Annotated in this window: 12 protein-coding genes; 6 read left to right on the forward strand and 6 right to left on the reverse strand. The window is 71.2% G+C overall.

The window, feature by feature from the left end; all coding sequences use genetic code 11:
• Positions 1–71: 71 nt before the first annotated feature.
• From AB0B33_RS12030 to AB0B33_RS12045, 4 genes are all read left to right on the forward strand, one after another.
• The gene (locus AB0B33_RS12030) at positions 72–1565 is read left to right on the forward strand and encodes a serine/threonine-protein kinase (RefSeq protein WP_360770018.1); all 1494 of its coding nucleotides are present in this window, start codon (positions 72–74) and stop codon (positions 1563–1565) included.
• Between the two features lie 101 nt (positions 1566–1666).
• A complete protein-coding gene (gene dapA / locus AB0B33_RS12035) occupies positions 1667–2680 on the forward strand; it encodes a 4-hydroxy-tetrahydrodipicolinate synthase (protein ID WP_360770021.1) in 1014 nt (337 codons plus the stop codon).
• The gene (locus AB0B33_RS12040) at positions 2677–4374 is read left to right on the forward strand and encodes a ribonuclease J (protein WP_281506255.1); all 1698 of its coding nucleotides are present in this window, start codon (positions 2677–2679) and stop codon (positions 4372–4374) included. Before dapA ends, AB0B33_RS12040 begins: the two co-directional genes overlap by 4 nt.
• 327 nt (positions 4375–4701) lie before the next feature.
• Entirely contained in the window at positions 4702–6345 is a 1644-nt protein-coding gene (locus tag AB0B33_RS12045; RefSeq protein ID WP_360770024.1) for a substrate-binding domain-containing protein, read from the forward strand.
• 7 nt (positions 6346–6352) lie between these two features.
• Here AB0B33_RS12045 and AB0B33_RS12050 read toward each other — a convergent pair whose 3' ends face one another.
• Positions 6353–8074 (reverse strand): hypothetical protein, encoded by a 1722-nt coding sequence (locus AB0B33_RS12050; protein WP_360770027.1) that lies wholly within the window; start codon positions 8072–8074, stop codon positions 6353–6355.
• Positions 8075–8218: 144 nt separating this feature from the next.
• On the reverse strand, positions 8219–8455 hold the full coding sequence (locus AB0B33_RS12055) for a hypothetical protein (protein WP_360770029.1): 237 nt from the start codon (positions 8453–8455) through the stop codon (positions 8219–8221).
• 132 nt (positions 8456–8587) lie between these two features.
• Here AB0B33_RS12055 and AB0B33_RS12060 point away from each other — a divergent pair, with 132 nt between their 5' ends.
• Positions 8588–8776 carry a hypothetical protein gene (locus tag AB0B33_RS12060; RefSeq protein ID WP_360770032.1) on the forward strand — a complete coding sequence of 63 codons (189 nt, stop codon included), beginning with the start codon at positions 8588–8590 and terminating at the stop codon, positions 8774–8776.
• On the opposite strand, the gene AB0B33_RS12065 is transcribed toward AB0B33_RS12060, so the two are convergent.
• The 4 genes from AB0B33_RS12065 to AB0B33_RS12080 all read right to left on the reverse strand — a co-directional run bounded on the left by AB0B33_RS12065 (position 8751) and on the right by AB0B33_RS12080 (position 12617).
• Complete coding sequence (locus tag AB0B33_RS12065; protein WP_360770378.1) at positions 8751–10052, reverse strand: amino acid permease; 1302 nt, start codon at positions 10050–10052, stop codon at positions 8751–8753. The two genes, AB0B33_RS12060 and AB0B33_RS12065, sit on opposite strands and share 26 nt — an antisense overlap.
• 92 nt (positions 10053–10144) lie before the next feature.
• Entirely contained in the window at positions 10145–11092 is a 948-nt protein-coding gene (locus tag AB0B33_RS12070) for an EamA family transporter (RefSeq protein WP_360770035.1), read from the reverse strand.
• A 49-nt stretch (positions 11093–11141) separates the two neighbouring features.
• The gene (gene wrbA, locus AB0B33_RS12075) at positions 11142–11756 is read right to left on the reverse strand and encodes an NAD(P)H:quinone oxidoreductase (RefSeq protein ID WP_360770038.1); all 615 of its coding nucleotides are present in this window, start codon (positions 11754–11756) and stop codon (positions 11142–11144) included.
• 33 nt (positions 11757–11789) lie between these two features.
• Entirely contained in the window at positions 11790–12617 is an 828-nt protein-coding gene (locus AB0B33_RS12080) for a lysophospholipid acyltransferase family protein (protein WP_360770041.1), read from the reverse strand.
• A gap of 143 nt (positions 12618–12760) precedes the next feature.
• Between AB0B33_RS12080 and AB0B33_RS12085 the strand changes: the two genes are divergently transcribed.
• Positions 12761–15256, forward strand: coding sequence for a DNA translocase FtsK (locus tag AB0B33_RS12085; protein ID WP_360770044.1), 2496 nt, complete (start codon positions 12761–12763; stop codon positions 15254–15256).
• Positions 15257–15291 lie beyond the last annotated feature (35 nt).

A 15291-nucleotide genomic window follows, 5' to 3' on the forward strand; every position in this document is an offset into this window, starting at 1 on the left:
ATTCCGCGGAACCCGCGGCGCCCGGCGACGGTCCGACTAGCATCTGCGCGACCGCCGCCAAAAGGAGCACCGTGACCGACGAACAGACCCGTCCGTACCCACCCCAGGCGCCCGTCACGCCTGGTCAGCGGGTCGTCGCCGGCCGCTACCTGCTGCTCGGCGAACTCGGCCGCGGCGGCATGGGCGTCGTGTGGCGGGCGCAGGACCAGGTCATCGGGCGGCAGGTCGCCGTCAAGGAACTGCGCCTGCCCGACGCCGAGTCCGCCGCCGTCTTCTCCGAGCGCGCGCTGCGGGAGGTGCGCACCGGCGGCCGGCTCAACGACCCCGCGGTCGTCACCGTTTACGACGTCGTCACCGACGGCGGCACCACGTTCATCGTCATGGAGCTCGTCGAAGCGCCGTCGCTGGCCGACCTCGTGCGCCAGCGCGGCCCGATGCCCGGCGCGCAGGCCGCGCTGATGGGGGAGCGGGTGCTGGCCGCGCTGCAGGCCGCGCACACCGCCGGGATCGTGCACCGCGACGTCAAGCCGGCCAACATTCTGGTCGCGCCGGACGGCCGCGTGAAGCTCACCGACTTCGGCATCGCGCACGCCGTCGACGACCCGCGCCTGACCACCAGCGGCATGATCGTCGGCTCGCCCGCGTTCATGGCGCCCGAGCGCGTCGAAGGCCGCGAAGCGCTGCCCGCGTCCGACCTGTGGTCCCTCGGCGCGACGCTGTTCTTCGCCGTCGAAGGCACGATCCCGTTCGAGCGCGCCACCACGGCGGCGACGCTGCACGCGATCATGACCGAAATCCCGTACCTGACCCGCGGCCACGGCCCGATCGCCGCGGCGATCCTCGGCCTGCTCGTCGCGAACCCCGACGCGCGGCTGTCCGCCGCCCAGGCGCAGAACCTGCTGACCACGGCGCAGGGCGTGCGCCCGACCCCGCCGAACGGCACCGCGATGCTGGCCGGCCCGGCGACGCGGACGGCCCCGCAGCCGCCGCCGAAGAAGAACCTCCGCGCGCTGTGGCTCTCGCTGGCCGCGGTGCTCGTCGTCGGTGCCCTGGTCGGCGGGTTCTTCGCGGGCAAGGCCTACCAGACCCCGGCGGTCGACCAGCAGAAGCAGCCGACCATGACCTTCGGCCTCAACGGGCAGCTCCGCACCGCCATCGGCGGCTACTACCGGTGCTTCAACACCCCGGTGCAGGACGGCTCGATCATCAGCGACGACGACAACAAGACCGACTGCGACAAGAGCCACACGCTGGAGGTCTACGAGATCGGCGGCCTGCTGTCGGTCGAGAACTGGAACTCCGACGACGCCAAGGTGGCCGCCTACCCCGGCCAGGCCGCGGTGACGGCGAGCGCCGAGGCGGCGTGCGCGACCGCGTTCCGCTCGTCGATCGTGCCCGAGCCCAAGCGGCAGGACCTCACCTTCCGCGCGCTCGTGCCGACCCAGGCGGCGTGGGAAAGCGCGCCGTCGAAGAGCGGCGAGGAGCCCACCCGCGAGTTCTACTGCGTGCTCGCCCGGTCCGACGGCGGGCCGATCACCGCGCCGATCGTGACCAAGGTCAAGTAGAAGTTCCGCGACGAGCGGCCGGGTCCCGGAAATCCTCCGCACTTCGCCGGAGGTGACCAGGTCGGCGCGGTTTTGTCGGGGGGACGGGGTACCGTCTGGGCATGTCCAACCCACCTACCGCAGCGCCCGGACGGCCGTTCGGGCGCGTGCTCACCGCGATGGCCACCCCCTTCGACGCCGACGGGTCACTGGACCTGAAGCGGGCGCAGGAGCTCGCCGAGCACCTCGTGGAGCTGGGTAACGACGGCCTGGTCGTCAACGGCACCACCGGCGAGAGCCCGACCACGACCGACGACGAGAAGCAGCAGCTGATCCGCGCCGTGGTCGAGGCCGTCGGCGACCGCGCGACGATCGTGGCCGGCGCGGGCACCAACAACACCGCGCACAGCATCGAGCAGGCGAAGCAGGCCGAGGCGGCGGGCGCGCACGGCCTGCTCGTGGTCACCCCGTACTACTCGCGGCCGAGCCAGGCCGGGCTGTACGCGCACTTCACCACGGTCGCCGACAGCAGCGGGCTGCCGGTGATGCTCTACGACATCCCGCCGCGCTCGGTCGTCCCGATCGAGGTCGACACGCTGCTGCGGCTGGCCGAGCACCCGCGGATCGTCGCGGTCAAGGACGCCAAGGGCGACCTCATCGCCGGCTCCGAGGTCATCGCGAACACCCACCTCGCGTACTACTCGGGTGACGACGGCCTGAACCTGCCGTGGATCTCCGTCGGCGGCACCGGCGTGGTGAGTGTGATCGGTCACGTCGTCGCGGGCCGGATCCGCGCGATGATCGACGCCTACGAGAACGGCGACACGTCCACCGCGCGCACGAACCACCGCGCGATGCTGCCGGTGCTGCGCGCGATGTCGCGGGTCGGCGGGGTCGCGTTCAGCAAGGCGGCGCTGCGGCTGCGCGGCTTCGACATCGGCCACCCGCGCCTCCCGATCGCCCCGGCGACCGAGGAGCAGGTGGTCGCGATCGCCGCCGATCTGGCCCAGGGCGGCGTGCCGCTGGGCGACACGGCGGCCCAGGACTGGCATGGTGAGCGGGTGGCACAAGCAGACTCGAGGGCCGCCTACGTGGCGCCGACCTCGCACACCAGCGTTGGGACCCTGCCTCGGTGAGCTCACTTCCCCCCGGTCCAGGCCCCACCAACGCCCCGCCCGCACTCCCCGAGGGAGCCCTGCGCGTAGTCGCGCTGGGCGGCATCGGCGAGGTCGGGCGCAACATGACCGTCTTCGAATTCGGCGGCCGGCTCCTCATCGTCGACTGCGGGGTGCTCTTCCCCGAGGACGACCAGCCCGGCGTCGACTTGATCCTGCCCGACTTCCGCGCGATCGAGGACCGCCTCGACGACATCGAAGGCCTGGTGCTCACCCACGGGCACGAGGACCACATCGGTGCCGTCCCGTTCCTCTTGCGCCTGCGGCCGGACCTGCCGATCTACGGCTCTCGGTTCACCAACGCGCTGCTCGCGGCCAAGGCCAAGGAGCACCGGCAGCGGCCGAAGCTGATCGAGGTCCGCGAGGGCGAGCGCCGCGACGTCGGCGTGTTCAACCTCGAGTTCTTCGCGGTGAACCACTCGATCCCGGACGCGCTGGCCGTGGCCATCCGCACCCCGGCCGGCGTGGTCCTGCACACCGGCGACATCAAGCTCGACCAGCTCCCGCTGGACGGGCGCCTCACCGACCTGGCCGGCTTCTCGCGGCTCGGCGACGAGGGCGTCGACCTGTTCTGCGTGGACTCGACCAACGCCGAGGTCCCCGGGTTCGTCATGCCCGAGCGCGACATCGGCCCGGTCCTCGACGACGTCATCCGCCGCGTCGACCAGCGCGTGATCGTGGCCTGCTTCGCCAGCCACGTCCACCGCGTCCAGCAGGTGCTGGACGCGGCGCACCGGCACGGCCGCCGGATCGCGTTCGTCGGCCGCTCGATGGTCCGCAACATGGGCATCGCCGCCGAGCTGGGCTTGCTCAACGTGCCGGACGGCCTGCTGGTCGACCTCGACCAGGCGAGCAACCTGCCCGAGAGCAAGGTCCTGTTCGTCTCGACGGGCTCGCAGGGCGAGCCCCTCTCGGCGCTGTCGAGGATGGCGCGCGGCGAGCACCGCCAGATCTCGATCCGCGCGGGCGACACGGTCGTGCTGGCCAGCTCGATGATCCCGGGCAACGAGACAGCGGTGTTCGGCGTGGTCAACGGCCTGACCCGGCTCGGCGCGAACGTCGTCCACCAGGGCAACGCGAAGGTCCACGTGTCCGGCCACGCGTCGGCGGGCGAGCTGCTGTACCTGTACAACGCGGTGCGCCCGAGCAACGTGATGCCGGTCCACGGCGAATGGAAGCACCTGCGCGCGAACGGCGAGCTGGCCATCCGCACCGGCGTGGCCGCGGAGAACGTGGTCATCGCCGAGGACGGCGTGGTCGTCGACCTGGTCGACGGCAAGGCCACCCGCACCGGCCGCGTCGAGGTCGGCCACGTCTACGTCGACGGCCTCTCGGTCGGCGACGTGGGCGAGTCGACCCTGTCGGACCGCTTGGTCCTCGGCGAGGGCGGCTTCATCGCGATCAACGTGGCGGTGGACTCGAACACGGGCCGGCCGGTCAGCCCCCCGACGGTCGCGGGCCGCGGCTTCTCGGACGACCCGAAGGCCCTCGACGCGGTCGTCCCGCTGGTGGAGATGGAGCTGGCCCGCACGGAGGCGGAGGGGATCACCGACACCCACCGCATCGCCCAGGCGGTCCGCCGCGTGGTCGGCCGCTGGGTGGCGGACACCTACCGCCGCCGCCCGATGATCGTCCCGACGGTCATCCCGGTCTGAGTTTTTTCGCTTCGTGAAGGCCACCTCGGATCATCGAGGTGGCCTTCACGGCGTTCAGCGGGCTTTGGCCAGCAGCAGCGCCAGCGTGGCGGTGACACCCTGGCGGAGAAGCGCCCGCCGAGCCCGGCGCTGTTCGGCACGTGTCGGCTTCATGGGGTCAAGTGTTTCGCCTGACGCGGGCCCGGACATCCCGCTATCGGCCGGACCGGGTCCCTCCCATGGATGAGCTTGTCCCTAGGGGCCTGTTACGCCGTCTGGACCACGAGATGCCGCTTTGCCGCGGGATAACCTTGGTCCCCACTCGCCTCGCGCAGAGAGGCCGCGCCGATGGGACGTCACTCGCCGGATGGGCGGCGCCGGCTGCTCGTGCCCGCCCTCGCGATCGGGCTCGTGCTCGTCCTCGGTGGCGCGGCCTGGGTGACCGTGTCGGTCGTCGGCCGGAAGCCCGGGTGTGACCAGCCCGCGAACGTGCTCGTGACGGCGTCCTCGGACATCGCGCCCGCGTTGTCGCTCGTCGCGCGGGGTCTGGACCTCGCGTGCGGCAGCGTCGAGGTCCAGACCAGGGAGGCGACGCAGGCCGCCGAGCGGCTCGCCATGTCCGACGGCAGCCCGCGCCCGCAGGTGTGGGTGCCCGACTCCACGCTCGCCCTGCGCCGCGCGCACCAGCTCGGCGCCGCCGACGTGCCCGAAAGCGGGGCGTCGGTGGCCAGTTCGCCGGTGGTGCTCGGCGTCGCCGCGGACGTCGCCAAGGGCCTCGGCTGGCCCGACCGCACGCCGACGTGGGCGGAGGTCCTGGCCGGGCCCGGGGTCGTCCCCGGCATGCCCGACCCGGCCCATGACGCGGTCGGCGCGCTGGCGCTGCTCGGCCTGCGTGACAGCGTGAAGGCCGCGCCCGAGCCCTCGGCCGCGTACGTCGCGCTGCTGCGGCGGTTCTCGGTCAACGCGCTCGGCGCCGAGACGGACCTGATCGCGCGGCTGCCGGGCTCGAGCGACGGCAGCGGCACGGCCGCGGTGACGGCGTTCCCCGCGTCGGAGAACTCCTTGCTGCGCCACAACATCGAGGACACGTCGTCGCCGCTCGTCGCCGTCTACTCGACCGCGGTGCCCACTTTGGACTACCCGTTCGCGGAACTGGGCGGCATCACCCCGAAGCAGCGCCCGATCATCGACGCGCTGCGGGAGGCACTGCTCGGCGGCCCCGGCGCCGACGCGATCGCGAAGACGGGCCTGCGCGCGGCGGGCGGCCAGGCGCTGCGCGACCACACCGACGACCCCCGCGTGGCGCCGACGGGCTTCAAGGCCACGAACCTGCCGCCGGCCACCACCGTCGACGAACTCCTCAACCAATGGGCGGGCGTCAACCTGAGCGCGCGCGTGCAGGTGCTGCTCGACGTCTCGGGTTCGATGAACGCGCAGGTGCCCGGCACGTCGCTGAACCGGATGCAGCTGACGGTGGAGGCGACGCAGAAGGCGTTGCACCTCTTCAAACCGGCGACGCAGCTGCGCATGCTGGCGTTCTCGACCAAGCTCGACGGCGACAAGGACTACCGCGAGATCCTGCCGATGGCCCCGGTGGCCCAGCACCTGGCCGGCGGCGCACTGGACAAGCTCGCCCAGCTGAAAGCAACCGCGGACGGCGGAACCGGCTTGTACGACAGCGTTCTGGACACCTACCGCACCGCCCGCCGCGAGTGGGAGCCCGGCCGCCTCAACCTGGTGATCGTGATGACGGACGGCCGCAACGAGGACCCGCACAGCATCAGCCGCCCGGACCTGCTGGCCGAGCTGGCCGAACTCCAGGACCCCCGCCGCCCGATCCCGCTGATCGGCGTGGGCGTCGGCCCGGACGCGGACAAACCGGAGCTGGACCAGATCACGGCGGCAACGGGCGGCCAGGCGTTCGTGGCCCCGGACCCGACGAAGATCACGGACGTGTTCTTCGGAGCCCTGAGCCGCATCGCCGGCGGCTGAGCGGCGGTCACCACCCGGCGTGCAGGAGGCCCAAATCGAAGCTCCGCGCCGGAAGACCGCGGTCGTCGACGCCGAACCGGTGGACGGCTTTCGCCTCCGCGGAGAGCCCACGGCGTTCGTAGAACCCGACGACCCGGTCGATGTCGATCGCCTCGACGCCGAGCGCCTCGATCAGGATCTCGTGCGCCGACTCCGGATCGTCCGCCTGCTCGCAAGCCAGCACCCGGGAATCGAGGTCCCTGACCGCGGCTCGCTGTGCGTCGAGCGCGGGATCGTCGCTTTCCGCCAGTTCGCTCAGCAGTCGCAGGTACTCCCGCCGGCGCGCATTGCCGTCCTCGATCCCGTTGTGGAAGACTTGTGCGTTCGCCTGGATTTGTTCTTCGGACGCACCGGATGGGAACAGCACCCGGGTCGTGATGGCCTCGTATTCCCGCATCGCCTCGGGTGATTCCACGCCCTCCAATGCGGCCAGAAGCGCTCGCGCGGCGCCGGCCTTGAATTCTTCCTCGGCCAGCTCCTCCACTCGATCGAATCGCTCCTGCTGGACCAGCAGTCTCATGAGCTGATCGACCGCCAAGTCGTCCCGATGCGGTGCTGCTTCGAGCACCGAAGTGGCACCGGGCAGGTCTCCGGCCAATTCCAGCAACTCGGCGAGCGGGCGGGCGGACTGCCAATGGCCCAGAGTCAGCGCGCGGTGGTGCAGAAAGGCTGCCATGCGGTCGCGCCACAGGTTGCCCAATCGGCTCGCGACGACGTGAAGGCGTTCCGGCTCGTCGGTCAGGGCGTGAATCGCGCGGAAGACCGCTTCGGGTGGGAACGAATTCTTCCGCTCTTCGCCGACCTGCTGCTCCAGGTAATCGGCGACACGGAACTTCACCGGGCCTTCTTCGGCAGCCCCCGGTCTCCGCCGCACGCGGGTCAGCGGTCCGGGCAGCCCACGGGCCGGTGAGCAGACGACTTCCAGTGCACGCTCGAACCAATCGTCCGGCAAGGTGTCGAAGTCGTCCGGCGGGAAGTAGCTCGCCGCTGCCTGGCGCAGCAGCTCTTCGGGGATCGGGGTGGGGTAGTCGAATCTCCTGAGGTCAACGGCCGCGTCCAAAACCGCTTTCGCCGGGCGAGGGGCGTTCCGGTAGCGCTCCATCAGCTTCGGCGCGCCCGAAAGGAACTGGACGACTTTCCCGTGGGCGTCTTCCGCGGTGGCCAGCCGTGGATCACCTTCCGAAGCAGCGCGGAGGGCACGCATGGCCTTTTCGTCGAAGCGGTCGGGGACGCTGATGTCGGTCCCGTCCAGCAGCTGGCGCGCCTGCGCGTGCGCGTCCGGCTCGTTCGGCGGTGGCTGCCTGGTGAGCCGCCACCAGTGGTCGGGCCACGTCGTACCCAGCACGAGCACCGGCCCCGACGTGGGAGTCCGCAGCAGCTCGCGGAGGCCGGCCGCGATCCGCTCCCCGGTGCTGGGCAGCAGGTAGAACTGGATCTCGTTCAGCCAGAGCACCGTGTGCGGTGGGATGCCGGAGTCCAGCACGGAGAGCAGGGCTTCCGGGCGATCCGGATCGATCGGGTGCCAGAGCCGCCACGGGGCAGGCAGCGACTTCACCGCTTCCCAGCAGGCGCGGGTCTTCCCCGTCGACGATTCGCCGACGAGGACCGCCATCGAGCTGGTGCCCCGTCGTGCCGAAGAGACGGCTTCGCGCAGCGACTCGTCATGCGGGCGGGCGATGTACGTGGGCAACGGGGAGAGCCCCGCGGCGGCGGCGCCGGCGTCGATCGAGCGGTGGACTTCCAGGTCGAACGGGTCCCAGTGCGGGATCGGGCGGCCGAGTGCCGGGCTCGCCGGTTGCGGAACCGGGCGGGACTGCTCGACCAGCGTGGCCCATTACTGCCGGCTCGGCTTTTCGCCGGCCCAGTGGCTGTAGAGCTCGACGAGTCTCCACAGCTGGTCGTAGTCCTTCGGCACCCGCGGGGAAGTCCGTGAGAACCAGCCGCTCACGGTTTGCTTGGCCAGCCCGGCCTGCTTCGCGGCGGTGCCTCGCGAGTCGTCCTTACCCGTCTTCTTCCTGGCCGCTCGTGCCCGATTCTCCAGCGATTCGAGTTGCCGCAGCAACTCACCCATCCCCGTCCCCCCACCCTCGCGGACCCCGTCGGACACGTCGGACGAAGCGCTCTGCCAGGCGGTCCAGTCTAATCCCGTCCCCGCGGTCCGACCAGGACCGTGATGGGCCCGCGAGTCACGCAGGCTGAAGGCGTGAACAACTCGTTGATCTTCATGGCCGTCTTGCCGCTGATGCTCCGGGGGATGCGCTACGCCGTCCTCCTGATCGGGCTCGCTCTCGCCCTTCGCAGCCCTGAAAACGCTTCGGCGACCGAGCTGTATGGAACCTTCGCCAAGCTCGCCGGGGCCGAACCGGTCAGGCGGCGGATCGCCGGCGGATGAGGGCGTAAACGCCCAGGATCACCGCCAGGCTGATCAAACTCAAATACAGCTGGGACCGCGCATCCGAGTCCACGAACAGCATCGACGCCACCACCGCCAGCGTCAGCACCAGCGTCACCCAGCTCAGCCACGGGTACCCCCACATCCGCAGCTTCAGCTTCTCCGGCGCCGAAGCCTCCAGCGCGCGCCGCATCCGCAACTGGGACCCGCAGATGATCGCGTACACGAACAACGCCACCGCGCCCGCCGAATTGATGATGAAGTAGAAGATCTTGTCCGGGGACACGTAACTCATCACCACCGCCACGTAACCGACCGAAGTGGACACCAGGATCGCCTTCCACGGGACGCCCCGCTTGTTCGTGTCCGAGATCCACGACGGCGCCCAGCCGTGGCGCCGCAGCGCGAACAGCATCCGGGATGCCGTGTACAGCCCCGAATTCAGCACCGACAGGGCCGCCGTCAGGACCACCGCGCTCACGATCGTCGACGCCGCCGGGACGCCGAAGCGGCCGAACGCCGCCGCGAACGGGCTTGTCTCGCTGGGGATTTCGCGCCACGGCGTGATCATCACCAGCAGGGTCACCGAACCCACGTAGAACACGATCACGCGCCAGACGATCGTCGACGTCGCCTTGCGGACCGCCGTCTCCGGCTGGTCGGACTCCGCCGCTGCGATCGTCACGATTTCCGCGCCGAAATAGGAAAAAATCACGATCACCACGCCGTGGACGACCGAAAAGCCGCCGTGGGGCACGAAACCGTCGAGAGCGATGTTGCCGACCGAGAAGTGCGCTCCCGGCCAGAGCCCCAGCACGAGCAGCAGGCCCAGTACCAGGAACACCACGATCGTCGCGACCTTGATCGACGCCAGCCAGAACTCCGTCTCCCCGAACGAGCGCGCCGACGCCAGGTTCGTCGCCGTCAGCAGGAGCATCAGCGCCAGCGAGAACACCCACTGCGGCACGCCGGGGATCCAGCCCTGCAGGATCTTCGCGCCGGCCACCGCCTCGAACGCGACCACGCCGACCCAGAAGTACCAGTACAGCCAGCCGATCGTGAAGCCCGCCCAGCCGCCGAGCGAGTCGCGGGCGTACTCCATGAACGAGCCCAGTGCGGGGGCGGCCGTCGCCATCTCGCCGAGCATCCGCATCACCAGCACGACGAGCAGGCCGCCCAGCGCGTACGAGAGCACGGCCGCCGGTCCTACGGTGCGGATCACCGCGCCGCTGCCGATGAACAGGCTCGCGCCGATGATACCGCCGAGGGCGATCATGCGGACGTGCCGCTGCCGCAGGTCGGGCCGCAGCCCGGACTTCGTCGTCACGGTGTGGGATTCTCGCACTTCGGCACCACATCGTGAAGAACTCAGGTCGCGAGGATCTCCGACTTCCGCTGCACCAGGTACGCGCCGCCGAGCAGGATCGCCGAACCGAGCAGCTGCAGCCAGGTGAGCTCCTCGCCGAGCAGCGCCCACGCCGTGACGGTGACGATCACCGGCTCGACCAGCCCCAGCACGCTCGCCACCGACGCCGGCAGGTGCCGCAGCGACGAAATCCCGAAGACGTAGGCCAGCACCGTCGCCACCAGCACCAGCAGGGTGATCAGCAGCCACACCGGCGGGTGCCACGCGCCGAAGCCGACGTCGGTGCCGAGCGGCCCGACCGGCCACGTCCACGGCGGCGCGGCGAAGCTGATGGCGACCGCGCCGATCACCATGCCCCAGGTGACCAGGCCCAGCGGGTCGATGTCGGCCACCGCGCGCTCGCCGAGCAGGAAGTACCCGGCCGAGCAGAGCGCCGCGCCGAAGCCGGCGAGCAGGCCGACGCCGTCGAGCGTCACGCCCTGCCAGACCTGCGCGACCAGCGACAGCCCGACCATCGCCAGCGCGATGCCGCCCCACACCGACCGCGGCAGCCGGTGCCGCCGCACGAACCGCACCCACAGCGCGATCAGCACGGGGGAGACGAACTCCAGCAGGATCGCGATGCCGACCGGGATCCGGCCCGCGGCGACGAAGTAGAGCAGCTGCACGCCGGCGACGCCGAGGAGGCCGTAGCCGGCCAGCACCGGCAGCTCGGCCCGGCCCACCCGGAGTTTCCGCGGCGCGACCAGCGCGACCCCGGCGAGCAGCACCAGTCCGGCCAGCGCGATGCGCATCGAGGCCACCTGCTCCGGGGTGATCCCGGCGCTCATCGCGGACTTGCCCAGCGTGCCCGACGTGCTGAAGAACAGCGCGGCCAGCAGGACGAGGGTGGTCCCGCGGCCGCGGTGGGCGACCCGGGGCGGGGCGAGGACGGGCAGCTCGGTGGTCACCCCGGCGACTCTAAGCGCGACCGCGTCACTGCCAAAGCGGTTTTCGCGGTTACTCGGCCTGCTTGAGCCCCGTCGCGACGTGCGTGGTGATGGTCGCCAGCCGCCGCCCCTGGACGCGCAGCGCGCCGAGGGCGAGGTCGTCGGGCGCCGCGGATTTGCGGGACACGAACGAGCCGCCGTACGGGTTGCCCGACTCCATCAGGTGCGGGTCGGTGTAGCCGAGCGGCACGACGATCGCGCCCCAGTGGTAGAAGACGTTGTTGATCGCCAGCAGCGTCGACTCCAGGCCGCCGTGCGCGGTGGACGCCGTCGTGAACGACGTCGCGACCTTGTCGGCCAGCTTCCCCTTCGCCCACAACCCGCCCGTGCTGTCCAGGAAGGACTTCAGCTGGGCGGCCGGGCCGCCGAACCGGGTCGGGCTGCCGATCGCGAGGCCGTCGGCCCACTCGAGGTCGGCGAGCTCGGCCAGCGCGTGGTGCGGGCCGGCGTCGATCCAGGCCTGCCACCGCGGGTTCTGCGCGACGGCCTGCTCGGGCGCGGTCTCCCGCACGGTCCGCACCCGCACGTCGGCGCCGGTTTCGCGGGCGCCGGCGGCGAGGGACTCGGCGAGGGCCGCGGTGTTGCCGGTCGAGCTGTAGTAGACGACGAGGATCCGTGTGCTCACGTCCGCCGACTCTAGGGTGCCGGGCCGCGCGTCTCAGGATCCGGACTTGGGCTTCCACGGGCTGACCGTGTCGGTCGGCCGCGTCGGGTCGTGGAAGCGCGGGCGGTCCAGCTCGCCGCGGCGCAGCGGGACCAGGCCGTCGGCGATGGCCTGCATGATCTTCGCGTGCGCGCGCACGCCGGCGCCGGGCCGCTCCGGTTCGACGTCCGAGAGGTCGACGGGGTCGCCGAAGTGCACCTGGAACCGCGGCCGGCGCAGCGGCGCGCTGAGCCCGGAGCGGGCGAGCGGAACCAGGTCGGCCGGGCCGTTGACGGTCTCGGTGCCCCAGTAGACGGCCTCGTGCGCGCCCCACTGGCTGATCGGGATCACCGGCACGCCCGAGGCGAGCGCCAGGCGGGCCGCGCCGGTCTTGCCGCGCTCGGGCCACAGGCCGGGGTCGTGGCTGATCCGGCCCTCGGGGTAGACGATGATCGGCTCGCGCGTGGTCTTCATCGCCTCGACGGCCTCGGCGAACTGCCCGACGGCGGTCCCGGCGTGCTTGCGGTCGACCCGCAGGTGCCCGCTGACCCGCAGCGCCGGCCCGATCACGGGCGCGTCGAGGATGCCGCCGGCCAGCATGAACCGCGGGTTGATGCCGATCCGCTTGCACGCCGCCATCAGCACGAACGCGTCGAACACGCCGATGTGGTTCGCGGTCATGAGCAGCGGCTTGCCGCGCAGCTGAGCCGGGATCCGGCCGGTGACGGTGAGCCGCCCGACCAGGTTCACCAGACCGCGGTCGATGTTCAGCATGGTCCGCCAGATGGCGGGGGCACGGCGGGGCGGTTCGGCGGTGCGCAGCGCGAGCATGGGGCAGAGCATGGCAGACGCCGATTTCACCCGAATGCGCACTGGCCGGATCGGTTCACCCGGATGGCCCCGCCGCGCCGGTTGTGAGGCAGAAGTTCACCCTGAGCCGAGAGTGGCGCACGAGGCGAACGGGCACGGGCGGTTACCGTTGACGCATGGCTGGGTCGGCGACGAGGAAGAGAAGCACGGGAAGCGGCGCGAAGGGGGCAGCGGCGCGCAAGCCGCGTACGCCCGCGAAGCCACGGCCACGTTCGTCGCCCGCCCGCAAGCCCGCCCCGCGCCGCAAGACGCCCGGGATCTTCGGCAAGGGCGTCCGCGGCACCTGGAACCTGCTGGCCAAGGGCACCGGAACGCTGGCACGCACGGTCGGCCGCACCCGTGAGCTCGAGGCCGAACACCGTCGTGACGGCCTGGCGCTCGGCCTGATCGCGCTGGCCATCATCGCCGCCGTCGGCGTCTGGTGGCGGGCCGCCGGCCCGATCGGAGCCGGGGTCGAGATCGCCACCCGGAGCGTGCTCGGCGCCGGGGCCGTGACGCTGCCGCTCGTGCTGGTCGTCGTCGCCGTCGCGCTGATGCGGTCCGAACCGCACCCCGAGACGCGGCCGCGGATGGTCATCGGCACGATCATGGTCGTGCTGTCCGTGCTCGGGATGCTGCACATCTTCACCGCGCTCCCGGACACCAACGACGGCCGGATGTACGCCGGCGGCATCATCGGCGCCTTCTCCGGCGGCCTGCTCACCATGGGCGTCACCACCTGGGTCGCGGTGCCGCTGCTGATCCTCGCGCTCGTCTTCGGCATCCTCGTCTTCACCGGCACGCCGGTCCGCGAGATCCCGCAGCGGCTGCGCAACTGGGGCCTCGACGAGGAGGAGATCGCCGAGGCCGAGGCCCAGCGCTCCGGGTTCGCCACCGACGAGGACGCCGTCACCGACGCCGACCCGAAGGCCGCGCGGCTGCGCAAGCCGTCGCGGCGCCGCCAGGCCGCCGACGCGGACCCCGAGCAGCTCGACATCGACGCGATGCTGGCCGAGGCACCGACGCCGATCAAGCCGCCGAAGGTGCTGCCCAAGCCGCCGGTCGAGGTGCCCGAGAAGAAGCCGAAGAAGGCCCCGGAGCCTCCGCTGGCCGTCACCCGGACCGTCGAAGGGGACTACCAGCTCCCGCCGCCCGACCTGCTGAAGCTCGGCGACGCGCCGAAGTCCCGCAGCAAGGCCAACGACGCCATGATCGAGGCGATCACCGGCGTGCTGGAGCAGTTCAGCATCGACGCGCAGGTCACCGGCTTCACCCGCGGCCCGACGGTCACGCGCTACGAGGTCGAGCTCGGCCCGGGCGTGAAGGTCGAGAAGATCACCGCGCTGACCAAGAACATCGCCTACGCGGTGGCCACCGACAACGTCCGGCTGCTGGCGCCGATCCCCGGCAAGTCCGCGGTCGGCATCGAGGTGCCGAACTCCGACCGCGAGATGGTCCGCCTGGGCGACGTCCTGCGCGCGCCGTCCACGGTCAAGGACAACCACCCGATGGTGATCGGCCTCGGCAAGGACATCGAGGGCCACTTCGTCACCGCGAACCTGACGAAGATGCCCCACCTGCTGGTCGCGGGCTCCACCGGTTCCGGTAAGTCGAGCTTCGTCAACTCGATGCTGGTGTCGCTGCTCGCCCGCGCGACACCGGACGAGTGCCGGATGATCCTGATCGACCCGAAGATGGTCGAGCTGACGCCGTACGAGGGCATCCCGCACCTGATCACGCCCATCATCACCCAGCCGAAGAAGGCCGCCGCCGCGCTGGCCTGGCTGGTGGAGGAGATGGAGCAGCGCTACCAGGACATGCAGGTCAACAAGGTCCGGCACATCGACGACTACAACAAGAAGGTCAAGTCCGGCGAGATCACGGCGCCGCCGGGGTCCGAGCGCGAGTACCGGCCGTACCCGTACATCATGGCGATCGTCGACGAGCTCGCCGACCTGATGATGACCGCCCCGCGCGACGTCGAGGACGCGATCGTCCGGATCACGCAGAAGGCGCGCGCGGCGGGCATCCACCTGGTCCTGGCCACGCAGCGGCCGTCGGTCGACGTCGTCACCGGCCTGATCAAGACCAACGTGCCCTCGCGGCTGGCGTTCGCGACGTCGTCGCTGACCGACTCGCGGGTCATCCTCGACCAGCCGGGCGCGGAGAAGCTGATCGGCATGGGCGACGCGCTCTACCTGCCGATGGGCGCCGGCAAACCGGTCCGCATCCAGGGCGCGTTCGTCGGTGACGAAGAGATCGCCGCGGTCGTCAACTACGCCAAGGAGCAGGCGCAGCCGGACTACCAGGACGGCGTCACCGCGCAGAAGGCCGGCGAGAAGAAGGAGATCGACCCGGACATCGGGGACGACCTGGACGTCCTGCTGCAGGCGGCGGAGCTGATCGTGACGTCCCAGTTCGGCTCGACGTCGATGCTGCAGCGCAAGCTGCGGGTCGGCTTCGCGAAGGCCGGGCGCCTGATGGACCTGCTGGAAAGCCGGGGCGTGGTCGGCCCGTCGGAGGGCTCGAAGGCCCGCGACGTGCTGATCAAGCCGGAGGAGCTGGAAGGCGTCCTGTTCATGATCCGCGGCGGCGGCCCGGTGGACGCCGACGCCGACGGCGACGACGAGTAGGCGGTGCAACCCGTGACGCCGTCCGTTCCGTCCTG

Source organism: Amycolatopsis sp. NPDC049159 (assembly GCF_040648295.1).
In the GTDB taxonomy this organism is placed as follows: domain Bacteria; phylum Actinomycetota; class Actinomycetes; order Mycobacteriales; family Pseudonocardiaceae; genus Amycolatopsis; species Amycolatopsis pretoriensis_A.